A 25118-nucleotide genomic window follows, 5' to 3' on the forward strand; every position below is an offset into this window, starting at 1 on the left:
ATTTTAGTCTTGACCATCAAATTTTACCCAACCATAATGGAATAAGTTTTGGTATCCTTATGTCCAAACTGTATCAGGATAAATGACTAGTACATTGATAAGGGAGGTAAAAGAGGTAGTAAAAGTACCTAGTATCTACGTAAAGCAGAAATTAAGACGATCTGTAAACTCCTCGGCGTTTTAAAGGATACTGTTGGCGCATGGTAGAGCAGACCTGACCTCGTTCCCAGACAGAGCCTGGGAATGCCTTCCGAGAGGCTCCGCCTCCAGTACTTCCTAACGTAGATTCTATATATTCATAAGTTAAAAATTTTACAAGTATTTAAACTTTGTATTCTTTTCGCTCCAGTATACTGAAAACGGCATATAACCGTTTTTTGTCAGAAGAGTGTCATAGCAGTTGTAGGGGCGCAAAGCCTTGCGCCCTTGCAATTGTTAACAGTATGGAAAGTTAGTTTCTAAACCGTTTTTAGTATCAATAGATGCAGCTAGTTTTAGATTTGGCAAACTGATTGACATCTTAGAAAGCTATATGGGTGCATAAGTTGGAATTACAGCCAAATCATGATTTTACACCTGTTGCTAATGCGATTGAGGAAAACTAGATTTCCGGTTCTCTCCCCTTTCCAAGGGAAAGGTTAGGGTGGGGTAGAACCTCAATATAAAACATAAATTCTTCAGTTATTTCAAACTTGTGTGTCTACCAGAGTTATTAATTATCTTAATTTAAAGAAAAAATATGAGTTCTGTACAATTTTTAAATCAAGGGATTGCATTAGCTAAAACTAAACTGCAAGAAAAAGCTCAAGAACAGGGGTGGAGAGACTTACTGACAAAAGCATTTGACAATTTCACTTCTTTGCCTCAAGTTGAAAATTTAACTCAACCTTGGAGTGTGGGAGATTTTAGCAATCTTCCTCATATTGAAATTGTCAGTTCAGAGATTTTGGGAAACGCGAATGCAGCTTATGCAGCTAGTTTAAATACAATTTATATTTCACAAGATTACCTCAATAAATCTGAAACAGAAGATATTGCATCTGTTGTCTTAGAAGAAATCGGACATTTTTTGGATAACCATTTAAATTTTAATCTGGATAGTGCGGGAGATGAAGGAGCGATTTTCTCAGCCTTAATTCAAGGCAAAGTTTTAGATGACTATTTACTGCAACAGTTACGAACAGAAGACGATCGCATTTTCATTCACGTGAATGGGCAAGTTATAGCAGCAGAAGCAGAGACTAGCCCAGAAAGCAACTTATCCCTTTTAAGCCAGTCTATAAAGCCTTTACTTGATAATATTAAACAGGCAGTTGCAGGACAAAATTTAACAAATCTGCCAATATTAGGGGATGTTCCTCTTGGTAATTATGTCAACGACTTCATCACAGATACAGTTGAAAAAAGAATATTAGATGAACTCGATAAAATTACTAACAAAACCACAGCGTCCGTGCAGCAAGCTTTATTTGATGCGTTAAAGCCTGAAAGCCAAGGCGGTTTGGGTTTGCTGTTAGACATAGATAACAATAACTTAATCGATCTCAATGATATAAAAACTCCTACTGATGCTACTAGCATTGGGTTTCAATTCAAAATTGGCAAAAGCTTTACTCCCGATCTTTCCTTATCAAAAAGTTTAGGTTTGCCTAATTTAGGCATTAACTTAACAGGAGGTATTACTCCCAGTTTAGCATTTGGTTTAAATGTCGGCTTTGGAGTTGATAATACCACTGGTGCTGATGCTTTTTTCTTTGACACAGCTACTGCAGATGAATTCCAAGTCGAACTGAATGCAAATCTCAAAGATAAAACGGCTCAACCCTTAAATTTAGCTGGTTCGCTGGGCTTTCTACAAATTAGCGCTACTGACAACGGTAGCAACCTCAATAGTAAATTTGCTGTTGACTTGACAAATACCACAAGTCAGCGTGTTAAATTCTCCAATCTTAACAATATCAGCCTTGGTTCTCCTAACTTTACTGCAAACGCTAATCTAAAGTTACAGCTTGATACTGGCTTGGATAAAAATGGTAACTTACCATCAATTAGTGCTGACTTTAATGTCAATAACTGGAGTTTAGGAGCAGCTATTCCCAGTGTTGAATTTAAAAATGTGGCTCTCGACTTGGGTTCTTTTGCCAACAACTTTGTGGGACCAACTCTCAAAGATATCCAAAGAATTACACGCCCCATTGACTCCATCCTCAGTCCTCTTGTTGAACCACTCCCTGTTATTGATTACTCCTTGCTTGGTATTGCTCAACAATTTGCACCGAGTTTGATACAACCCGGTACTGAAGATTTTATCAGACAAATTACTAAGACTCTCAAGCAATTTAATGGTCTTGCAGGTGATGCTACAAACGGAATTAAAATCTATCTTGGTGATTTCAACGCCAATCCTAATAACCCAAACCCATCACCGGACGTAGTACAAAAAGTCGGAGCAAAGTCCATTTTACCTCTTGGAGAAGAACCATCCAATAGCTACGTTGATTCCCTGAAAAAGCTAGAAGAAGAAGATGGAATTAAATTCCCGCTTTTAACCGATCCAACTAAAGCTTTTAATTTGCTACTGGGTCAAAATGTGACTCTTTTTGAGTACAATCCACCTGGATTAAAGTTTGAAACGGGGACTTTAGGTTCGGGAATTATTCCTCCGATTCCTGTTTTTGGACCAGTTGTCATTCAGATTTATGCAAAAGCTGGCGCAAGTGCTCAATTTGGATTTGGTTATGATGCACAAGGATTGATTGATTTTACCAAAAATAACTTTCAAAATCCTGTTGACCTAACTAATGGCTTCTTCCTGAGTAAACCCGAAAATAAAGGTTATTTCACTATATTTGGGGAAATCGGTGCGGCTGCAGCCGTGAATCTCGCTGTTGTTGAACTTGAGGTAGGCGGAGGGCTGAGAGCTACTGTTGAATTGGGGAAAAATTCTCCTTCTAAAGTCCGGGGAAGCGAACTCTATGAAGATCCTCTATGTTTGTTAGCACCGAGTGGAAATTTAGCTTTAATCATCTTTGGATCTGTCACTCTTGACTTGGGCTTTTTTAGCTTTACCAAACGTCTGGACTTAGCCAATATTAACCTCATTGATTTTAATACGGGTTGCGATCCAAATGATAAGCACTTTAACGTTGAAGACCCGGAACCCGATCCAGAAACTGAAGAGTTTTTGAAAGCACAAGGGGTGATCGATCGCAAGGGTACAAATAATGGCGAGACTATTACAGTTCAATATCTTTCTGGTAATAAAAAGGATGGAAATGAATCTGTATTGTTGCTAGGACTTGATTTTCCAGAAGGGAAGCCTCCCGGAAAACAATACGACTTTCTCAAAGCGATCGTCATTGATGGGCGTTCTGGAGATGACACTATTACCCTGACTGATGGGGTTGATGTCTCCGCTCAACTCAATGGTGGTGAGGGGAATGATATTGTTATTGGCGGAGCAGGGAGTGATTTCTTAACAGGGGGAGCAGGTAGCGATCGCTTGGATGGTAAAGGAGGAAATAACACCACTAGCTATACAGATGCACCCAAGGGAGTCATAGTTAACTTAGCTGCAAACATAGCCGTAAAAGACGGTTACGGTACGATTGACTTCCTGCAAAATATTCAAAATGTTGAAGGCTCGCAATTCAGAGATATCATTACGGGTAGTTCCGAGAAAAATTTCATTGATGCGGGCGAGGGTAACGACGACATCTTTGCGGGTGAAGGCGATGACGTTCTCCTTGGCGGTGCGGGACGAGATATTCTAGATGGCGGTACGGGGGTTGATACAACAACATATTTAACTTCTCCTGGTGCAGTTTTTGTGAACCTCCGCACGGGTAAAGCTTTTGGTGGCGAAGCGGAAGGCGATAAGTTAAATTCAGTCGAAAACGTCCACGCTACCGTTTTTGATGATGTCGTCATTGGTAATAATTCTGACAATGCTTTAGGTGGTTATGAAGGCGATGACAAGTTAGAAGGTGGTGGAGGTGGAGATTTATTAGATGGTGGTGGTGGTAATGATACTGCTATTTACCGCAATTCTAACAGTGCTGTGGACGTCAGTCTCAAAAATGCTCAAGGTTCGGGAGGAGATGCTGAAGGAGATAAATTAGTCAGAGCCAAGATTCTAGATAAAGATAAAAAACCTGTTGAAACAGAATATAACTCCATAGAAAATCTCATCGGTTCCAACTATAACGACACTCTTGAAGGCGATATCGGAGACAACAAACTTGAAGGGTTAGCAGGTGACGATCTCCTCAAAGGCGAGAACGGTAATGATACTCTCATTGGTGGTGCAGGTGCGGATAATTTTGATGGCGGTTCGGGTATTGATTGGGCTGATTACAGCGAATCACCTGGAGGAGTGAATGTCTATCTTCAAGGCGTTGGTTCTGGTAGCCACGCTCAAGGGGATACTTTTGTTAACTTTTTACCTGGAATATCCACTGTTGAGAATTTACGCGGTTCGGATTTTGGCGATACTCTCATTGCAGATAATGGAGTTAACGTCATTGACCCTGGTTTAAGTAGCGGCGGTACAGATAACGTTGATGGTGGTGGATCGACAGATACCCTCATTGTTGATTATTCCATTCGAGATATTGGTGCGGGAATGACGGGAGGTTATACCGTTGGTTCTGCACTATCTGGAAGTTTCTTGCGACAACGCAATTCTGGTGGTTCGATTTTAGATGCTGTTAATTTCACCAACATCGAACGTTTAGTCGTCAAAGGAACCATGAAAGATGACTCCATTATCGGTGGTTCTGGCAATGATATTTTAATTTCTGGTGATGGTAACGACACGATTTATGGCGGTCGTGGTGGTAACTTAATTCTTGCGGGTGATGGGAATGATATTGTTGTTGACCAAAACGATGTCAATCTGGAATTTAAGACTATCCCCGATAACAAATTTGGTATTTTCATTGATGGCGGACGTGGAATTGATACTCTATCCATTGACCTTTCAGGTAAGGTTGTAAAGACGAGTAGCAAGACACTGCAATATAATATCTCTCTGATTGGAACCAATCCCTTAGTTGAAAATCCCACACAAGCACTGAGTCTGAGTGATGGAACTGCAATTCGTAACTTTGAAATTTTCAAAGATATTAAAACGGCGGGTGGAAATGACATCCTCATCCAATTGGGAAGAGTTAATAATAATTTTAGTACCGCCCAAGGAAACGATATCGTCAATGCGGGTTTGGGAATAGATGTTGTCGATGGCGGTCAAGACCCAGCACCTGTTGTTATTGCGTCAGTACCATCAATAAATGAAGACTTATCAGTTAATGTTCAACAAGTCGGAAATACGAATAGTGAAGGGAATAACTCGGTAGTCGTTCCTCAAGAAGTTATCAATCAAATTGAAGATGACTTGTTAATTATAGACTACTCAGTTGAAGATATTGGCACGGGAATAGTGGCAGGAATTCCCAATTTCAATGCTAAAAATGGCGGGAGATACTACCGCAACACTAGTAATGGTGATAGTCTTCTCGATGAAACTAAGTTTACTAACTTTGAACGCTTCAACATTACTGGAACTAGTAAAAATGACCAAATCTTTGGTGCGGATTTAAATGATTTTCTAGTTGGTAATGCTGGCGATGATTTAGTAGTTGGTAATGGCGGTCAAGACCAAATCCAAGCGGGAGAAGGACAAGATTTTGTTGTAGGTGGTAGTGGTGATGATACTGCTACTGGTGGCGATGGTGATGACATCATAGTTGATGGTTGGACATTCAATACATCTCAAGTCAATACTGCTGTGGCGATTCCAGGGATTGCGATCGCAGATGGTGGTAATGATACCTTTGATGGTGGGACTGGTAATGATGCTATCAATGGTGGAACTGGAAACGACCAACTCAGTGGCGGAAACGATAACGATCTCCTCGTTGGTGGTGAAGGTAACGATACTCTCAGAGGGGACAGTGGCAATGATATCTTAATAGGAATTAATTTGGGCATCAGTGTTTACTCAAGTGTTAATTCAGAAATTGATACTTTAAGTGGTGGTAGCGGTGCGGATGAATTTTGGTTGGGAGAGGAAACACTAGTCTACTATGACGATGACAACCGCTCTACTGTAGGAGCAAATACTTACGCTTTAATTACCGATTTTAATTCTACAGAGGGAGATATTCTCCAATTACAAGGAGTGAAAGAAGATTATTTCACTCAACTTGTCAATAATTCCATCGAAATTTATCGAAAAGATAGTCCAACAGCCCCATCGGGAGACTTGATTGGAATTCTCCAAGGCGTCACTACTTTCGATTTAGGTGCTAGTTATGTACGATATGTCAACAACACCCAGCCAGCAAACACACTGAGCCTTTTACAAAAATTTAATTATCCCCAAAATTCAAATCTAACATCTCAAGCAAACATCACTAACCAGGTACAACCTTTATCGCCTGGAGTACCTCCATTAGGTAGCCTTCCAGTACAAAGCCTTAAAGCAGATGTTCAACCATTATCGGCTTCAGACGCAACAGCAAACTTTATCATTACTCAAGATGGAGATGGCGAGAAATTACTCAGTAAATTACTAGGAAATACCAACGGGCTGAGTAACTTTAAGGTAAAACTCAAAGGCGATAGCCGTGCTTTTGGAACTTTCCAAAACGATCCCTTTGGTTTAGGTGAAGGAATAGTTCTCAGTACTGGTAAAGTTGTCGATTTACCGGGTAAAAATACTGCTGATGGTGGTCTTTCGCCCGGTACTAATGTTTCGTTACAGTTTGAGAAACTTGACGGTGTTACAGGTGACCCCAGCAACGCAGCAACTGCTGTTTACCGTGCAGATTTAACTAATTTGGGATTTGACCTCAAATCTTTAACAATTGGTGATGGTGGCGTCATTGGTGGTAGCAACGGTCGATTTACTGGCTTCGATCTAGACGGAATTAAAATCAGCAATACCAAAATTACCAACGCTGCTGATATTCAAAGTTTACCCAGCCTAAATGTCTTTGACTTTAGCCCCATAGGAACTATCTTTACACCAGGAAATCAACGTCCACCGAGCGATCCTGAAAATCCAGATTTATTTGGGACTATCAATGGTACAGTTAACAATGGTATTGCAAATTTAGGAAGTTTTGATGCGGTATCTACTACTGGTAGTAGCGCCAATGGTTTTGTTAGTTTAGGGAATTTAGGGAAAGCTGGTTTTAACTTAAAACAGTCGTTAGCTTCAGGACAACCACTTTATCTTTATATTGGTGAAGTTGGTGATAATGGTGAAGTTGCAGGCGGTAATATTACTGTTTCCAATCGCGAAGTCAACAGCTTAAACGACCTCAGCCAAGATTTTGGTTTACCAGGTGTAGCAGATGATGCTATTTCAATGGAAATCGAATTTGATGCTGATGCTAGTACACAATATGTCTTCTTCCAATTTGCGTTTGGTTCGGAAGAGTTGGCTGAATACGCAGGTAAGTTCAACGACGCCTTTAGTTTAGAACTCAATGGTTTTAACATGGCGCGGTTGAGTGATGGAGATACCGTCACTATTAATAATTTAGCCAAAAATGCCTATCCCTCTTCATATCATCCCGACTTAATCTACAATCCAGTTGACACTGGTCCTGCTAGCGATCGCATTAAGTTAGATGGCTACACTAAGCCTTTAACTTTTGTTGGAGTTGTTGAACCCAATTCCCGGAATAAAGTCGCTATTAATGTTAAAGATAACCGGGATGGTTTATTAGATTCTGCTGTCTTTCTCAAAGCCGGAACTTTCGGTATTACTTCACCTCAGCCTCTTGATGGAAGCAGACCCGGAGTCAGTATTAAGCCAGAAGATGGTAAAGATACAGTTACAATTACCGAAGGTGGCGAGACGGGTAGTATCAACATAGTGCTAAATACTATCCCCAGTCAGCCTGTCACGATAACTATAGAACCCGGTTCTCAAGTAGATTTAGGTAATGGACTAGGTAAACCCGTAACAATTACCTTTACTCCTACCGATGCTTACATTCCCCACACAATCACAATTTCAACACCAGATGATGGTATCAAAGAAGGTACGCAAACGGAGACAATAAAATTCACCTCTAGCAGTGCTGACCCCAATTACAATGGTGTTGTCATTCCTCCCCTCAACATACAAGTTAACGATCCAACAAGTGGAGGTGGGATATCAGGCGGTCAATCGAGTGTCAGTGCTACTGCAAATGATTTGTTGTTCGTATCGGGAAGTGGTTCGCAAGTTGAATTGGAATTTGCCCTTGAGAAAAATAACGGTAAATTTATTAATGAAGTGGGTGTATTTGTCGTTGATAATGATAAAGGTGAAGTTAACGGTATTGCACCCGGTCAACCTGGCTATTTGCAAGCAGCAATGTCACGTTCTCAAGTCCTTCTTTCTGCACTTGCAAATAATCCCACTCCCGATCTACAAGGAATTCGCAAGCTGAATTTTAATTCTGGTTCTTACCTCAGCTTTTATTTGGTTCAAAATGCTAGCACTGATGAGGTTAAAGCAAATTTAGCAGCTTCTCAACCAACTCCTAATGTATTTTTCTCCTCGAACTTTGCAAACATTGATAACTTCGATCACTTACAAATTGATAGTTTGAATGATGGTGTATTATCTGTTAAGTGGGAAGACCAACTAAGTGGAGGCGATCGAGATTTTGATGATTTGGTTTTGAATGTTAAAACTAGCAATAGTCCTTTGACGATTGGGACTAAATTACAAGCAGAACGCGAACTTATTGACTTACGGGGGATTACTGGAGCGATCGCAACTCAGTTTACCATCAACAGTGAAGCTGCTTACAAAAACTCTGTTGGTTTTTATACTATTGACGATGAAACCGGACGGATTGGAAATCTCAAACCAGGAGACCCAGGTTATGTAGAAGCCGCATTCCAACGTACCATTATTAACTTAAATGGGGATACAACAAACGTCTCCGGACAGTTCAACGGCGATACACTGATTGCACCGTACATTATCGCTAATGGTAATATCGAGCAACTTCGCTCTCAAAATCCAAATAACGTGTTAAGTACTGGTCCAGTTGCATACTTTGCCTTTACAGAAGTCAACACCGATCGAGTAGACCATATTCGCCTGCTTGGGGATAATAAATTCGGTTTCGAGGATATCCATAACGGAGGCGATCGCGACTATAACGATATGGTCGTACAATTGAATTTTACAAGCACCGCAGGTCTAGAGAATTTAACGCAACCTTTGGGGTAAATTCTCAATCTCAGGCGACTCTTGTCTCTACTCTAGTAGTAGAGACTAAAGACATTATTCTCTTGATAAGTTTTTGCCAATCATTAATTGATGTAGGTTTGGCAAAGTGCTGAATCTCCATCCTATCCAACTCAGCAATTTCATTAGGACTAGCAGAACTAATTGTGGCGATGACTGGTATATCTTTGAGATGAGATTGTTTCTCGATCCAAGTTATTAATTCAATCCCGTTAATATCTGGCAGAATGAGATCTGCTAGCACTATGAGATGTGGTACGGGACAACAATCGCGATGACTGTATAACCCGATTTCTGATAAGTAAGTTAAAGCACTCAATCCATTTTCTACAAATTGTAACGAAATAGGTAAACGGGCTTTGGTTATAATACGCTGGATTAGCCGCAGTTCAGGTAAATGGTTTTCTACCAGCAAAATAGTAAATGGTTTTAAGTTAGCCATATTTTTTCTTTAATAATTAGAGAGTATCAAAGGGATTTTTAGGTAGACGCAGTACCTGTTCTAGCAAACATAAATCTGTTAATTAGAACTTTGTTGTTTAGTGTAGGGATCAATTATGAAGAAGGTGTGGAGAGGATTGCATCCGTAGATACACTCAATCTACGCACGTAGATTAAAGAATCTCTGCTGGCAATTCCGTAAATTTGCGGTTGAACATTCAAAGCTGTATGACTATCTCGTTTGGACTTGACCAAAAGAATGGAATGCAAGCCCCGTCCTTCTAGGACGGCTTTTCTTGATTTCTAATGTATTGCGTTAGTATTTCAATTGGCGCACCTCCAACGGATACAGCAAAATAACTGGGACTCCATAAAGCTGCGCGTGTTGCCGGGGGGATACTCCCCCCGGCAAACTCGCGCAGCTTTATGGGGCTTTATGTATCCAGCTTGTCCATAACGACGACTAGAAACACCTTTTAAGGCATTAACAATTTGAGAAATAGACAATTTAGGCGGATATTCGATAAGTGCATGAACATGATTGTCTTCACCGTTGAACTCAATCACTTCAAAATCCATCTTCTTGGCTACTTCATTAAACGAGTTTTTAATCAATTCAAGACTTTCGGACGTGAAGACAGACATACGATATTTGGTAACACAGACCAAATGAATCTTAAGGTCTGTAACACTATGTCTTTCACGGCGAAACTGGCTTGTCATGTTTTGTAGATCAAAGTATAATTGTCTTACAGACCAATTATAACACTGTCAGTGAAAGCCAGATACCAGTTCCGATTCTACCCGACAGACCAACAGCAACAGCTTTTAGCTCAGTTGTTTGGTTGTGTTCGTGTGGTTTGGAACGATGCTCTTGCTATCTGTAAGCAGTCTGAAAAGCTACCGAGTAACAACGACTTGCAAAAGTTAGTGATTACGCAAGCCAAAAAAACTGAGAAGCGGTCATGGTTGTCTGATGTTTCTAATATTCCATTGCAGCAATCTGTAGCTGATTTAGGAGTCGCCTACAAAAACTTTTTTGATTCACTTAAAGGTAAGCGGAAAGGTAAAAAAGTTGGCAGTCCTAAATTCAAAAAGAAGACTGCACGACAATCAGCACGATTTAGAATTGGTGGTTTTTCTATCAAAGGAGATAAAGTATATTTAGCCAAAATTGGTAATATTAAGCCTATTTTGTCTAGAAATTTACCCTCAACTCCATCAAGTGTAACAGTCATTAAAGATTGTGCAAATCGTTATTTTCTCAGCTTTGTTGTAGAGGTGGAACCTGTTCAATCCGATGCCAAAAACCAAAGTATTGGTATTGATTTGGGAATTAAAACCTTTGCAGTTATGAGCAATGGAGAGAAAGCAATAAGTCCCGATTACTCAAAGAAAGACCGCAAAATTCGCAATCTACAACGTCAGCTAGCAAGACAACAAAAAGGTTCTAAACGTCGTGAGCGTACCCGTCTAAGAATTGCCAAAAAACACAACAAACAAGCAGATACTCGCCAAGATTTCCTACACAAGCTATCAACCAAAGTGGTTAGTGAAAACCAAACTATTATTTTGGAAGATTTGAATGTGTCAGGGATGGTTAAAAATCGCCAGTTAGCAAGAGTGATTAGTTTACAGGGATGGAGAGAATTTCGGGTATTTTGTGAAGCTAAGGCTGAAAAACTTAACCGAGACTTCAGAGTAATTAATAGATGGGAGCCTACTAGTCAAACTTGCTCTTGCTGTGGGTATCGTTGGGGCAAAATTGATTTGTCTGTTCGCTCAGTACTTTGTTTAAGTTGTCGTACTGAGCAGGATAGAGATGAGAATGCAGCTAAAAATATAGAAATGGTCGGCATGGGGCATCGGCACGACCTTAAACGGACGGGGAGTGATTGTCAGACTACTTCGGTAGCTATTTGCTGTGAGCCGTCAAGAATCACCGACCCTTTAGGGCGGTGAGTATGTCAAATAGTGCTGTCATATTTACTGACCAAGATAGTAGTAGAGTTGTTATTCAGTTCAAGATGTCTCGCACGTTTTCTCTAAAAACACCTACAACCGCTTTTCAAGTTTTAGTTGCTGGAGTTGCAGCCAGTCTTTTTGCATCTGGACTTTTAACCCAAGCGATGTTGAAGTATCCGAACAAAACGCCAGACTGGTATTTTGAAAAAGTCATCTACGATCTAGAGCGCGATCGCCATGCATAAAGGTCACTGGTTATAGCACGGTAAAGATTGAGCCAAACCAGTGCTCATAGGTCGTTGCGTTTCACTTGTTGATGAGACAAGGAAGACAAGGGAGAGGGGGGAGACAAGGGAGATGTATGAACGTAACTTGGTGTCACGCCAGTACTGCTAAATGAGAACTCCTGCTAGGCTCAAACACCCGATTGCTAAAGTCATGGCTAACGCCCGTCCCACGATCGCGCTGTCCCATCGGTTTTGGAGGGCGCGAATATCTTCCGGAACCTTCCCCAACTCTAAAGCTTCCTTCATTTTTTGGTTGACGGGCTTAGCCACAGTTAAATACAAGCTCAATTGAATCAATAATCCGGCTAATGCAATCAACGCTAGCGAGCTTGGACTTGTCCCAATCTTGGTAACAATTGCAAAGCTGAGGGTCGCTAGCATTCCAAGTATGCCGAACACGGGCATTCGAGTATCTGCTATTTTATGCAAATTTCCTATAACATTTGCGATCGCACCATCGTGACTTGCTGCTAAAGCAGGACGACCTATCACCGCAAAGAAAACATCAACTCCATAAACTACACCAGCTGACAGAAGGCTCAATATCAATAATGCATTAACCAACATAAGATCCTCCTTTCAATTCATCCAGTAATGATTGAGTTTGGGGTTTCCAACCCAAAAGGTTTCTAGCCTTAGCGCCACTAACCCATTGATCTAGAGCAAGCGCATCAGCAAAGGTACCCATTGCATTTCGAGCTTCTTCCAATACCCACGATTGAATTTGACCCGGTATTCCAGCTGCGTAACTTGCGGCTTCAGCAATCTCCCGTAATGTCATAACCTGGTCATCGGCTGCAATAAATAATGACCCTGCTGTTGCTTTCTCCAGTGCTAGAACATAACAACGTGCTAAATCATCTACATGCACGAGCGTCCAGCGATTTTCTCCTGTACCCACAAATTGCACGACGCCATACTGACGACCTGCTTGCACTAGCATTGCTACAATCCCTCCTCCTCGACCGTAAACTAGCGCTGGTCGAATCACGATGGTGCGAATTTGATTTTCTCGTGCTGCTAAAACCCGTGACTCAAGCTGGGATCTCCAGGCAATCAGAGGAGTTGGATTGAGGGGAGTCTCTTCATTGGCAATGCGATCGCCCGTGTTGCCCAACAACCAAGTACCTGTTGTGTAAATGAACGTTTTGCCTGTCCCATCTAGGGCTTTGAGAAACGTTTCTACAGCCAATTGTTCGGTGCTTGCCATCTGCTCGTCGCCTGTAGATGCTGCATGAATGACCGCATCCACCTGTCTGGCTGCTTGAACTAAAGTTTCAGGTTGCATCAAATCTCCATACAGATGTCGAACTCCAAGAGACTCTAGCTTTTGAGCAGAAGCATTTGAGCGCACTAGACCAGTCACTTCATGTCCAGCCGATTGCAGGGCATTTACAATCGCACTGCCAATGTATCCCGTTCCTCCCGTAACTAAAACATTCATGATATAGTGTCTCCTGAAATTAGTTGGTTGACCAACCAAATTAAATCAAAAAAAGAGAAGGTTCCTTGTGTATCAGACTAAATATAGAGAACTTGTGGACATTTTTTAATCTTTCCTCAATTGCGATGCAAACATCTCGAATAGAGCCCGGTAGGCACTCTCTAAATCGAAATCTGGATCTGCCAATTTTTGTAGAGCAAGTCCATCAAATGCTGCCAGTAAAACAGATGCCATTGCCTCTGGATTGGCGATCGCATCTCCCGCAATCTGGCGCACCAGACGAGTAATGCACTGTCTCCCTGTTGAGAGCATGACCCGAACTGCGTCATGAAAGTTAACGTTGCGTAGCCCTAAAGTAAAAAGCTCGCACCGCAACCGAAACCATTCTGGTTCATCAACCACTCGTTGCTTTGGCTCGGTAAACGTCTTCTCCAGCAATTGCTCCGGAGATAGCGTATTACACCACCGTTCAACCTCCTTCACGTATTGTTCTCCCGCTGCATACAGCACTTCCTGCAACAGTTGATCCTTACTACTGAAGTAGTAGTGAATCAAGCCAGGAGCAACCCCCGCTGCATTTGCAATTTCTTTCATTGTTGCAGCGTCGTATCCTTCCCGTGCTAGAAGCTTGTAGGCTGCACAGACAATAAGCGAACGATTATTTGCAGTCTTTGAAGCAGTTTTTTTGCTCACCGATCTATTTGGTTGGTCGTACAACCAAATAGTAGATCGATTATGGCCCTATTGGCAACACGGAGAGAACAATATTTTTTGTGACAAAATTAGGCTTGTATATGCGGATATCTTTGTATAAGTGCCATACCAGACGTTTGCCATGCGTGATATACATGACACAGAATAACTATCTTAAGTGCTGATAAATATGACCAGAGTTGAACTATTGTCTGATAAGGATATTGACTATAATAGGCTGCGCGATCTGCTAGCAACGTTCAAATGGAAAGAAGCTGATGAAGAAACAGCGTCTGCAATGTTAAAGGCGGCTGGTAGGGAGATGCAAGGCTGGTTAGATACTGAAGCAATTAGTAAATTTCCTTGTACTGATTTAAGAACAATCAATCAACTCTGGGAGCGCTATTCAAAGGGACATTTTGGTTTTAGCGTGCAGAAACGAATTTACCATGAGGTAGGAGGAGATTTAGAGAACTGGGGTAAGCTCGTCGGATGGCGTGAAGGAGATACCTGGTTAGATTATTCAAAGTTGATTTTTGATATCCATGCGCCTTGCGGTCACCTACCTGCGAAGTTTCCACGCTTTACAGTTGGTTGGGGATGGTGGTTTGGTCCTTTTATGGTTGAAAGAATCACCGAGTGTAATTTGTAATATCTAACACGCCCCATTCGTTCTGAGAGATAAAAAGCTATGCATCCGGGTCTGATTGCTGTACTACTTCTGCTGTTTTTAGGACCACCTTTATGGATAAGCTACCAAGCATTCATCAGATTGGGCTGCACGTGGATGTTGCTGTTGCTACCTTTAGCCTGGTTTGTTGGGCTGCTATTTGGTGCGATCGCCGCTATGGTTCTCACTGGCTTGCTAGAGTGGCTGAGCAATCGCAACCTACCACCTGCAGAGGCGGGATCGATGGGTGGGGTTGCATGGCTTGGTATATGGCTGGTTGGAGCATTGATACTGAGTCCTCTTTGTGCAGCCATCTTTACCTGGTTAACTGCAAAGTTGTTATTCCACTTAAGAGCTTGAGGCGCTACCAACAACAGCTAGACAGCAAACATTGTAACATCTGGCTCAGGTGACGCACAGGTACAGAGGTGCTGATGTAAATTGAATAATAAACGATCCCAAAGCCCCTATGCTCACTCAAGACAAACAACAACGCAACTGGAAACCCATCATCAAGCAGTTTGAAGCAGTACTCGGCAAAAATGGCGTGGTGCAACGTCGTGAAGAACTGATTACTTATGAATGTGATGGGCTCACGAGCTACCGCCAACGCCCTGCTATTGTAGTACTGCCAAGAACAACAGAACAAGTGGCAGAGGTTGTGAAGATATGCGATCGCAATTCCATCCCGTTCATTGCTAGAGGTTCCGGTACTGGCTTATCTGGCGGTGCATTACCTGTTGAAGATTGCGTGTTAATTGTTACTTCTTTAATGCGGCAAATTCTTAATATTGATTTAGAAAATCAACGTGTAGTCGTACAGCCAGGAGTCATTAACAATTGGGTGACGCAAGCAGTGAGTGGTGCTGGTTTTTACTACGCCCCCGATCCCTCCAGTCAAATTATTTGTTCGATAGGTGGGAACGTAGCAGAAAATTCTGGAGGAGTGCATTGTCTGAAGTACGGTGTCACCACCAACCACGTTTTGGGGTTAAAAATCGTCACTCCTGAAGGTTCAATTGTGGATTTGGGAGGGCAAATACCCGAAATGCCCGGTTACGATTTGACAGGGATCTTTGTTGGTTCTGAGGGAACTCTTGGAATCGCCACGGAAATTACTTTGCGAATTCTCAAAAGCGCAGAATCCATTTGCGTACTTCTTGCAGATTACACGAGTATAGAAGCAGCTGGGGCTAGCGTTTCCGATATCATCAGTGCGGGGATCATTCCTGGTGGTATGGAAATTATGGACAATCTTAGTATTAACGCAGTTGAAGATGTTGTAGCAACCAATTGTTACCCCCGTGATGCTGCGGCTATTTTAATTGTTGAAATTGATGGTTTGGCTGTAGAAGTTGCAGAAAACAAACAGCGAATAGCAGAAATTTGTAAAAATAATGGTGCGCGGAACATTGCGAGCGCGAGCGATCCAGAACAACGCTTAAAATTGTGGAAAGGACGAAAAGCAGCTTTTGCAGCAGCAGGGCATTTAAGCCCTGATTATTACGTCCAAGATGGAGTGATTCCCCGGACTCAGTTACCCTATGTGCTGGGAGAAATAGAAGCATTAAGTCAAAAGTACGGTTATCGCATTGCCAATGTTTTTCATGCTGGCGATGGCAATCTTCATCCACTGATTTTGTTTGATAACTCAATTCCTGGTGAGTTAGAAAAGGTAGAAGAAGTTGGAGGAAAAATTCTTAAACTTTGCGTTCAAGTCGGTGGCAGTATTTCTGGAGAACATGGCATCGGTGCAGAAAAAAGGTGCTATATGCCAGAAATGTTTACTGAAGTTGATTTAGAAACCATGCAATGGGTAAGGCAAACTTTCAATCCTAAAGGTTTAGCAAATCCAGGTAAAATTTTCCCCACACCCCGTACCTGTGGTGAAGCCGCTAATGCTATGGGCGATTTAGCTAAGAAGTTTGAGGGAGTGGAACGGTTTTAGCTTTGTAGTTGCAATGGATTTGCTAAAAGCCAACTACGAATGAATTATCAGTAGGGCTGGCAATGCTAGTACAAAAAGGCTGAAGGAGCCCCTCCGGTTATGTCCTTACGGAGACGCTACGCGTTGCGAAGCTATACCCGCAACGGCTTACGCCCTCCCTTGTTCGCCCTCCCTTGTTCGCCAGTCGCCAGGGCGCGGGAAACCCGCCTACTTTCCCTGAACTCACCAGTTCCCAAGGCGCGGGAAACCCGCCTGCTTTCCCTGGGCTCACCGCCTGCGCGGGCTAATTAGATGCATCTTTATAAGAAATGGTATAGATAGAGAATTCAGTAACTTTACTGAGTGAGCAAGATATAGAAATCGCTAAGATTTAGCATTAGTTAAAAGGAATAAAGCTTTAAGTAGTAAGGAGTTTATATAAAAGTCATAAATAATTCCTGGAAAATTTGAAGTGCTTTAGGGCGGGTATTGACCACCCCACTACCAATACTGCAAGGGCTGAGAAGATTGTCGCATGAGACAAGCACCTTTGTGCAGGGGTTGTAGGGGAGGAAAAAACGCTCTTTCCGACAAGTATTGACCCCACTAAGTATAATTCATAAATTAAATAAAATATCTATACAAAACAGTTATGAATGAAATACCATTTTTTACCTTAGTAATATTAGAACTGGGATTTTTTATTTGGTTTTCTCGGAAAAAAACTATCCTTCAAGCAATACTTTTTAGTATTCTCGTAGCTACTATTACCTTATTTGCACGCCTGTTTCAATTAACATTGTTAGCAATTTTCTTTGTTAATTTCACTATTTTATTAGCAATACTAATTTTTTTTATTGGATTATCTTGGTCTGTTGTTTACCTCGTCAAAAGATGGCAACAAAGGCGTTATACTTCTATTCCTCTCGCAATCATTTTATTTTCATGGATTTTATCAAGTTATATTTCTCCCGTTCAAGTAGAGTTTTTACTATATGCTAAAACTCGTAATGGCATAGTTTCAGAGCTCGCAACAGGAAAGCTCATACCAAAGCCTTTATCAGCAGCAGACATAAGAAGACGAACCCCTAATGAAAAACCTCCTACTGCTGCTCAAGTGAACAATTTTACAAGTTTATGGCGAAATAATTTATTAGGATGTGATGGGCTGGGTATGCCAAGGCAAATAAAGTTGCCACGGGGCTTGCTCACTTCCACAGGTAGAAATGCAGTTTCTGTTCTTCGCAAAGATGCTAAAGCCTTAGTGGTAAAATTTTTGGTTAGTAGCTACGGTTTGGGGGATGGAGACAACAGTTTTATATATAGTTCTGACAAAACTTTAGATATACCAGCTAAAACTACCATTCAAAATTACGATCGCAATTCCTCAACTTCTCAAAAAGCAATTGACATTCAAACCGCTTTATGCAGTCAAGAGCATTTTTTTCATGCGGAACAAATAGCAAAGAATTGGTTTTTTGTGAGCGCGGGATACTAGTAGTACAAAAAGTTTAAAGTATAAAATCAAGGTTTCTATATAGCCAGCCTTCCAGGGATTTGTAATGTGTACTTGTGTTTGCCGTGGTATACTAAGCTGTCAGCATAAAGAGTTGTATGGTTAGAGAATTTAGGAAAAGATTTGATGTCAAAAAAAGAATCAAACATGAAGTAACTGCTTGGTAGGAATAGTTAATAAATCTTTTTTGCCTAAAGTTCAAATACGTTATTAAAGCTACAAAAAATACTGATAATTTTATGATATTTTAAAAAAGATTTGTAAATATTTTATTCAACCTATTGCAAAAATCATTTCTTCCGATAATACCTAAGAAGTATGCAGTAGGAGAACAACTTCCGCCGCTCGCGATCGCCGTATAATTCAAATGTACCGTTTTATTCACCAAAAGTTCAATTATTTTATTGTTTTAGGGTTAATCCTGAGTTTATTTCTATTTTCTTCACCTTCTACCTCAGTTTCTTCTCAAAATGAAAGTTATTCACAGCAACAAGAAATTAGAGGTGTTTGGTTAACTAATGTGAGTAGCGGTGTCTTGTTTGTTCCTTGGGGTATTAATCGTGCTTTAAACCAACTTTCATCTCTCAAATTTAACACGATTTATCCTGTTGTTTGGAATAGGGGGCACACTTTTTATAAAAGTCAACTTCTTAAAAAAGAGATAGGACAAGAAACTCAACCTTTACTGGGGATAATACACGGTGGTAGAGATATTTTAGCAACAATCGCACAGCTTGCCTCTCAAAAAAAGTTACGTGTCATTCCCTGGTTTGAGTACGGGTTGATGTTACCTTCTCAATCAGAATTAGCAAGACAGCATCCTGATTGGCTAACAACTCAACTCTCCGGTGCTGAATTGCTAGATGACACTCTTCATAATGTTGGAACAAGTCAATCACAACCATCTTTTTGGCAAAAGTTAATCAGTACAAGTACAATTAGAAAGCAAGTTTGGTTAAATCCCCTGCATCCAGAAGTAAAAGAGTTTATTAAAGGATTAATTTTAGAAGTCGTTACAAATTATGATATTGATGGAATTCAATTAGATGACCATTTTGGAATGCCAGTCAAGTTAGGTTACGATGCCTTCACGATCGCTCTTTATCAACAAGAACATCAGGGGAAAAAACCACCATCCGATCCTTTTGACTCAGAGTGGATGCGCTGGCGTTCTGACAGGATAACTGTTTTTATGCAAGAAATTGTGAGTGCTGTCAGAAATGTGAAACCTAACATGAAAATATCATTGTCTCCTAACTCACACAGATTTTCGTATAAATACTATTTACAAGATTGGAATACTTGGGTAAAAACAGGTTTGGTAGATGAGTTGGTTTTACAAGTGTATCGCAATGACAAAAACAGTTTTTTAGCTGAGCTCTCACAACCAGAAGTGCAAAATGCTCGCCTCACAATTCCAGTGAGTGTAGGAATATTAACTGGAATTTGGAATAATCCAGTTAATATCCAGCAAATTACAGAACAGGTTAAGGTTGTGAGGGAGCAAAACTTTAATGGTGTTTCCTTTTTTTACTGGGAAAGTTTGTGGAGTTATTTGACTCCCGACTCTCCACGACAGCGCCGCAAAGCTTTTTTGGAATGTTTCCAGCGTTAGAAAAGAAAATTTACGATTAGATAACAGTTTGATGCAATCAGAGAAATTCACATTACAATGGGCGATCGCCACTTTTGGTGGTTTTCTGTTAAGTTTGTTATTGATTGAAATTGGTGAGAAATCAGATATTAATGTCTTGCAAGGGACTGTAGGTGGTTTAATCGTTGCATTACCTCAAGCTTTCGTTCTGAGAACACGCCTGAAAAACCCTTGGTTGTGGGTGTGGTCAAGCCTTGCTGGTTGGGTTTTTGTGACCACCGCAGGAATTGGTGCTGTTGGTTGGATGGTACTGTCAACCCAAGTTCTTGTCCTCAGAGTTTTTTACGGCGTGCTTCTAGGGACAATTGCGGGATTCAGTATGGGTTTGGCTCATTGGTTTGTCATCCAACAATATAGCCCTCTAGCAGTACAATGGGTGTCGATCAGTGCGGTTAGTTGGGCGCTTGGAGTGGGGATTGGTTCGGCTGTAGGCGGTATACTGTATCAATTGACGCAGTTATTTTTAGGCGAAGTGGTTGGTTTGGCTGTGACCTGGTTTGTAGTAGCTGTCTTCACAGGTATCTATGGTGCCAAAATTTTCAGGTGCTGGGATTGAGAATACGCATTCTCTCTATTCAAGCAACAGATGGAAATCCCCGTTGTCTGTACGTCGTAGCTTTGTTAAGGGGGAGCGTTTATCGCCAACCCCTGGAGAAACAGTATAAAAATTATTAGAAAATTATTAAATATTGTAAATATTCTGAGCAACCTCTTATCTACGTAAAGGCAATGTGTGCAACAATTAGATACTGCAGAAATTTTAAAAAATGAATCTTAGTAATTAGTATAAACTGGTCAACCTGCTTTTTCTCTGTTTAGGGGACACATTTTATTCTAAGCAATAGCTTGGTCATGTTCTTCATACAAAGTAGCGACAGATACAAAGTATCAACAAGCAAAAGCTAAAAATCTTTTGCTGTAGTTTTGGTGCAAAAATGCGTTTTCTAGCAGTCTATCTATGATAGGGAGCGCTTAGTGTAGTATCGGCAACACCAGATAAGGTCTCTCGCATGAGTATCAATTCATCAGAATCAACTGTAGAGTTAACACAACTGCCACCAGCAGTTCGTCATCGAGTCCTAAATCCAGATAAAAAACACAGCAACCAGCAGTTTACACCTAGAATTCACGATTCTGTTGTGCAGTATCAAACTCAAAGGGAGTCCCTACTAGAAGCGATCGCACAACGTATTTGTCGCTCTGAGACTTTGAATACTATTCTCAATGAGACGGCGAGAGATCTCAGACGGTTTTTAGGATGCGATCGCATACTCATTTACCGATTGGAATCAAACACGAGTGGCTTTATAGCCGTAGAAGCAAGTGTCACCCCTGATAGTTTACTGGGAACAGCGATCGCAGATCCTTGCTTTGGGGAAAAATATGCAGAACGATACAAACGACGTGGTATTCAAGTTATAGAAGACATATATGCAGCAGGGTTAGCACCGTGCTACATCGATCTGCTCAATTCAATGGAAGTACGAGCTAATATAGTAGTCCCGATTCTCTTTAAGCAACAATTGTGGGGATTGCTAACGGCTCAACAAAGCTACAGACCCCGTCAATGGCAACAAACAGAAATAGACTTGCTCAAACAAGCCACAACACACTTAGAAATTGCCATACAACAGGCCCAATTGCAACAGCAAGTGGAGAACTTACAAGTTCAGCTTGAAGTGCAAAAGCAAGAATCAGAAAAACTAGAACGTTTAAAACAAGAGTTTCTCAGAACACTTTCTCACGAACTCAAAACGCCAATCACCAGTATTCATTTGGCAATCCAAACAATAGAAAGTGTTCTCAAGCAAGAAGGGCTGCTTGAGGTAGAAATGATTCCCCAGCTATTACAGATCCTTCAGAAAGAGTGTCGGCGAGAAAGTAAGTTAATTGACGATTTATTATCACTGACATATTTAGAAGCAGAAATCGAACCTTTGACTTTAATTTTGATCGATTTACAAACCTGGCTTCCGGCGATCGTTGAGCCGTTCCAAGAACTTGTATGTTGTCAGCAACAGCAGTTAAATCTAAATATAGCTAACGATATTCCTATATTAGAAACAGAAATCGCGGACTTGGAACGTATTCTTACAGAACTCTTAAAGAACGCTTGTAAATTTACCCCCGCAGGTGGAACCATTACAGTATCTGCTTTCAAGACAGCAGATACAGTGGTGCTTAGCGTAAGTAATTCCGGAGCAGAAATTACAGCCCTCGAGCAACTGAAAATTTTTGACCCCTTTTATCGCATTCCCAATGACGATCCGTGGAAATACAGCGGAACCGGATTGGGGCTAGCTTTAGTGCAAAAACTAGCGAAACACATGGGAGCATTCATTGATGTAGAAAGTACATCACATCAAACGACTTTCACACTGAGATTTCCATACTAAAACAGATCTCTATCCCTTCCGATATCAAGCACAGCTTGAACTTCTACCAGGGACAGCTATCTAGATTGATGTCATCGGAAATACTCTTCATCTTCGCATACAACCCGACCTGGCTCGAAGAGCGCAACTCATTGCTATTATGCTTGGCAAAACTACGAGACAGCGGACATCATAGAATGCTAACAGAATTATGCTAATTAGGTAAATATAGTAATCAACCCTATCATTTAGGCTAAACTAAGCATATGCCAAATTTAGAAAGTGTTACAATTCATCAATTTAGAGGGTTGCGAGATCTGAATTTAGATAATCTCGGACGGATTAACCTGCTTGTTGGTATTAACAATTCAGGGAAAACTAGTGTTCTTGAAGCACTAGCTATTTATTGCCATCCATTAGATATTAGAGTTTGGATTAGCACTGCACGTCAGCGAGAACAGGAAAGTAGAATACAGCGTACTTCGCCTCTTGATGCACTTCAATGGTTATTTACACGTAATTCTGCTTCCGATGGTGAGGGAAAAGAATCTACAATTCATACTGAACTTCTTCAAAACTCTTTTAGATGGCTAGTTAAGTGGTGTAAAGAAATGGATATACAACTATTTGCAACTACCCATAGTCTTGAGGCTGTAGATGCTTTATTACAAGTAACCGAAGTTGAATCTGAACAGAATTTAGTACTTTATCGTCTAGAGCCAAAAGAATCGAAGACAAAAGTAATTAGACATGATTGGAATAGATTAAGACGTTTACGAGAAGATTTGGGTCAGGAGGTCCGTTGGTGAATCGCCAGTGTGCTTTGATAGGAGTTGAAGGGAATCACGATCAAGCTTTTTTATCTACGATATTGTGTAAGTTACTTGGTTTCTCTGAGTTTAAAGGTACCATAGCAGACTTAGAACCACTTTGGCGTAAATTCGTCCCCGTATATCCTACAAAAAGTGGAAAGCTATATACAAGACTTCCTATGCCATCAATTTTGTACAATGACACTTTATCAGTCGCTATATATGTAGGAGAAGGGAGTAATTTAATTGAAAATCTAACTACTAAATTAACTGATATTTCTGATTATTCTAGTTCTCTATTGGCTTTTGGTATCGTAATTGATGCTGATAAGAAGTTACCTGCTGAAATAGCACAGAAGTATCATGATAGTTTTAAAGAATATTTTGCTGATTTTCCTAACACAGTTAGCAATAACGGTTCTGTGATAGAAAGTGTGCCTAGATTGGGAATATATATATTGCCAAATAATAGAACTCAGGGTGTGCTTGATACTTTAATATGTATTTGTGGAGAAGTAGCTTATCCAGAATACATGAAAAGGGCAACATTTTATGTAAATCAATTTTCTTCAGAAGAAATAAGTCTGTTGAAATGGAAACCTTTTGATAAAGAAAAGGCTATAGTTGCCACAGTTACAAGTGTTCTCAAGCCTGGTAAAACGAATACAACAAGTATTAAAGATGACAAATGGATTAGTGCTCAAACTGAACAACAACTTCCAGAACTTCAGAATTTAACTGACTTTTTGAGGAAACTACTAAATTTAGAAATTACTCCTAAGTAGGCGCTTGAATGAAAATGTCATAATTTCCCCTCGTTGGGAGTCACTGGTGATACTAAATTTCCTAAAAAGAATGAAAGAAGATAAATTTTTTATTCTTCATCCTTCATTCTTTTTTAATCAACAAATCCTTGGCAATTGCTCGCCAACCAACATATCAACAATGCGTTCAGTACCAAAAACAGTTTTTAACAAGACGACGCCCGAAGGAGAAGAAGCCACTTCGCCAACGATACAAGCATCTTTACCTGCTGGGTGAGACTGCATAGCAGATAACACTATATCTGCTTTCTCTCGTCTTACAACTACCACTAATTTACCTTCATTTGCCAGATACAACGGGTCTAAACCCAAGATTTCACAAACACCCTTAACTTCTTCACGCACTGGTAAAGCTTGCTCGTGAAGACGAATACCTACTTGCGAACTGACAGCAAACTCATTTAATACCGTGGCTAAACCACCTCGCGTGACATCTCGCATGGCGCGAACATCAGGACAGACACTCAAGATAGTATCAACTAAACCGTTTAAAGGCTGACAGTCACTTTCAATGTGAGTGTCTAAAGCTAATTCTCCACGAGCAATTAAAATAGCTGTGCCATGATTTCCCAATTCACCATTGACAATTACCACATCTCCTGGTTGAAGATTGCGAGCAGAGATGCTAACTCCTACTGGAATCACACCAATACCAGCAGTATTAATAAACAGTTTATCTGCAGCACCACGATGCACAACTTTTGTATCACCTGTCACAATTTTTATACCAGCTTCTTTAGCAGCAACTTGCATACTATCAGCAACACGCCGTAAAGTTTCTACAGCCAGCCCTTCTTCTAAAATCACACCGCAACTGAGATACAAGGGTTTAGCACCACTCATGGCTAAATCGTTGACTGTCCCATTAACAGCCAATTTGCCAATATCGCCACCGGGAAAAAACAAAGGATCGACAACATAAGAATCTGTCGTGAAAGCCAGTCTATCTCCCTGTTGTAATAAATTGGCTAAATTAAAACTCGCTTGATCTTCTAATTCAGAAAGAATAGGATTATCAAAACTTTTCACAAAGATATCGTCAATCAAATCGTGCATAGCAGTACCACCACTACCATGTGCGAGGGTAATGTGGGTATCTGTTACTGTAACCGGGCGGCGAAACAATTGGACTTTTGGACTGAAGGAATGCTGTCCTGAATTTGCCGGGGAAAAATTCATATTAAATGATGTTTAATATTGTAACTTGGTAAATTGTTCTGCTCTCATTCCCAGTCAGGGATTGGGAAC

General features: G+C 40.7%; 17 protein-coding genes and 1 pseudogene. 11 read left to right on the forward strand and 7 right to left on the reverse strand.

The annotated features are described in order from the left end of the window. The first annotated feature begins 739 nt into the window (after positions 1 to 739). Positions 740 to 9244: a choice-of-anchor L domain-containing protein gene (locus HC643_RS23705; RefSeq protein WP_038076286.1), complete on the forward strand. Its 8505-nt coding sequence runs from the start codon at positions 740 to 742 to the stop codon at positions 9242 to 9244. Positions 9245 to 9254: 10 nt separating this feature from the next. Here the strand turns inward: HC643_RS23705 and HC643_RS23710 are convergent, their stop codons facing one another. Then, entirely contained in the window at positions 9255 to 9704 is a 450-nt protein-coding gene (locus HC643_RS23710; RefSeq protein ID WP_038076287.1) for a response regulator, read from the reverse strand. 280 nt (positions 9705 to 9984) lie between these two features. Beyond that, positions 9985 to 10426 (reverse strand): annotated as a pseudogene (gene tnpA, locus HC643_RS23715) (IS200/IS605 family transposase). A 51-nt stretch (positions 10427 to 10477) separates the two neighbouring features. Between tnpA and HC643_RS23720 the strand changes: the two are divergent. Together HC643_RS23720 and HC643_RS23725 are read left to right on the forward strand one after the other, a co-directional pair. Beyond that, positions 10478 to 11665: an RNA-guided endonuclease InsQ/TnpB family protein gene (locus tag HC643_RS23720; RefSeq protein ID WP_050045229.1), complete on the forward strand. Its 1188-nt coding sequence runs from the start codon at positions 10478 to 10480 to the stop codon at positions 11663 to 11665. Between the two features lie 2 nt (positions 11666 to 11667). Beyond that, on the forward strand, positions 11668 to 11913 hold the full coding sequence (locus tag HC643_RS23725; protein ID WP_038080601.1) for a hypothetical protein: 246 nt from the start codon (positions 11668 to 11670) through the stop codon (positions 11911 to 11913). A 147-nt stretch (positions 11914 to 12060) separates the two neighbouring features. Here HC643_RS23725 and HC643_RS23730 read toward each other — a convergent pair whose 3' ends face one another. The 3 genes from HC643_RS23730 to HC643_RS23740 form a co-directional block, all read right to left on the reverse strand. Continuing rightward, positions 12061 to 12522, reverse strand: coding sequence for a DUF1772 domain-containing protein (locus tag HC643_RS23730; RefSeq protein WP_038080603.1), 462 nt, complete (start codon positions 12520 to 12522; stop codon positions 12061 to 12063). After that, positions 12512 to 13399, reverse strand: coding sequence for an SDR family oxidoreductase (locus HC643_RS23735; RefSeq protein ID WP_038080605.1), 888 nt, complete (start codon positions 13397 to 13399; stop codon positions 12512 to 12514). The genes HC643_RS23730 and HC643_RS23735 overlap by 11 nt, the downstream gene beginning before the upstream one ends. Positions 13400 to 13504: 105 nt before the next feature. Next, positions 13505 to 14092 (reverse strand): TetR/AcrR family transcriptional regulator, encoded by a 588-nt coding sequence (locus HC643_RS23740; RefSeq protein WP_038080607.1) that lies wholly within the window; start codon positions 14090 to 14092, stop codon positions 13505 to 13507. 190 nt (positions 14093 to 14282) lie between these two features. On the opposite strand from HC643_RS23740, the gene HC643_RS23745 reads away from it, so the two are divergent. Then, on the forward strand, positions 14283 to 14744 hold the full coding sequence (locus HC643_RS23745) for a GUN4 domain-containing protein (protein WP_038080609.1): 462 nt from the start codon (positions 14283 to 14285) through the stop codon (positions 14742 to 14744). A 101-nt stretch (positions 14745 to 14845) separates the two neighbouring features. On the opposite strand, the gene HC643_RS23750 is transcribed toward HC643_RS23745, so the two are convergent. Next, positions 14846 to 15076 carry a hypothetical protein gene (locus HC643_RS23750; protein WP_162002282.1) on the reverse strand — a complete coding sequence of 77 codons (231 nt, stop codon included), beginning with the start codon at positions 15074 to 15076 and terminating at the stop codon, positions 14846 to 14848. Between the two features lie 155 nt (positions 15077 to 15231). Between HC643_RS23750 and glcD the strand changes: the two genes are divergently transcribed. The 7 genes from glcD to HC643_RS23785 all read left to right on the forward strand — a co-directional run bounded on the left by glcD (position 15232) and on the right by HC643_RS23785 (position 23831). Beyond that, positions 15232 to 16710: a glycolate oxidase subunit GlcD gene (gene glcD, locus HC643_RS23755; protein ID WP_038080611.1), complete on the forward strand. Its 1479-nt coding sequence runs from the start codon at positions 15232 to 15234 to the stop codon at positions 16708 to 16710. Between the two features lie 631 nt (positions 16711 to 17341). Next, a complete protein-coding gene (locus HC643_RS23760; protein ID WP_038080613.1) occupies positions 17342 to 18187 on the forward strand; it encodes a hypothetical protein in 846 nt (281 codons plus the stop codon). Positions 18188 to 18572: 385 nt separating this feature from the next. Beyond that, positions 18573 to 19820 (forward strand): glycoside hydrolase family 10-like protein, encoded by a 1248-nt coding sequence (locus tag HC643_RS23765; RefSeq protein ID WP_038080614.1) that lies wholly within the window; start codon positions 18573 to 18575, stop codon positions 19818 to 19820. A 31-nt stretch (positions 19821 to 19851) separates the two neighbouring features. Further along, the gene (locus tag HC643_RS23770) at positions 19852 to 20415 is read left to right on the forward strand and encodes a hypothetical protein (protein WP_038080617.1); all 564 of its coding nucleotides are present in this window, start codon (positions 19852 to 19854) and stop codon (positions 20413 to 20415) included. A 454-nt stretch (positions 20416 to 20869) separates the two neighbouring features. Continuing rightward, complete coding sequence (locus tag HC643_RS23775; protein ID WP_038080619.1) at positions 20870 to 22255, forward strand: GAF domain-containing sensor histidine kinase; 1386 nt, start codon at positions 20870 to 20872, stop codon at positions 22253 to 22255. Positions 22256 to 22500: 245 nt separating this feature from the next. Continuing rightward, entirely contained in the window at positions 22501 to 23043 is a 543-nt protein-coding gene (locus HC643_RS23780) for an AAA family ATPase (protein WP_038080622.1), read from the forward strand. Continuing rightward, positions 23040 to 23831 (forward strand): DUF3226 domain-containing protein, encoded by a 792-nt coding sequence (locus HC643_RS23785; RefSeq protein ID WP_038080624.1) that lies wholly within the window; start codon positions 23040 to 23042, stop codon positions 23829 to 23831. The genes HC643_RS23780 and HC643_RS23785 overlap by 4 nt, the downstream gene beginning before the upstream one ends. Positions 23832 to 23948: 117 nt before the next feature. Here the strand turns inward: HC643_RS23785 and hypE are convergent, their stop codons facing one another. Further along, the gene (gene hypE / locus HC643_RS23790; protein ID WP_038080625.1) at positions 23949 to 25049 is read right to left on the reverse strand and encodes a hydrogenase expression/formation protein HypE; all 1101 of its coding nucleotides are present in this window, start codon (positions 25047 to 25049) and stop codon (positions 23949 to 23951) included. Positions 25050 to 25118 lie beyond the last annotated feature (69 nt).

This window comes from Tolypothrix bouteillei VB521301 (assembly GCF_000760695.4).
GTDB lineage: Bacteria > Cyanobacteriota > Cyanobacteriia > Cyanobacteriales > Nostocaceae > Scytonema > Scytonema bouteillei_A.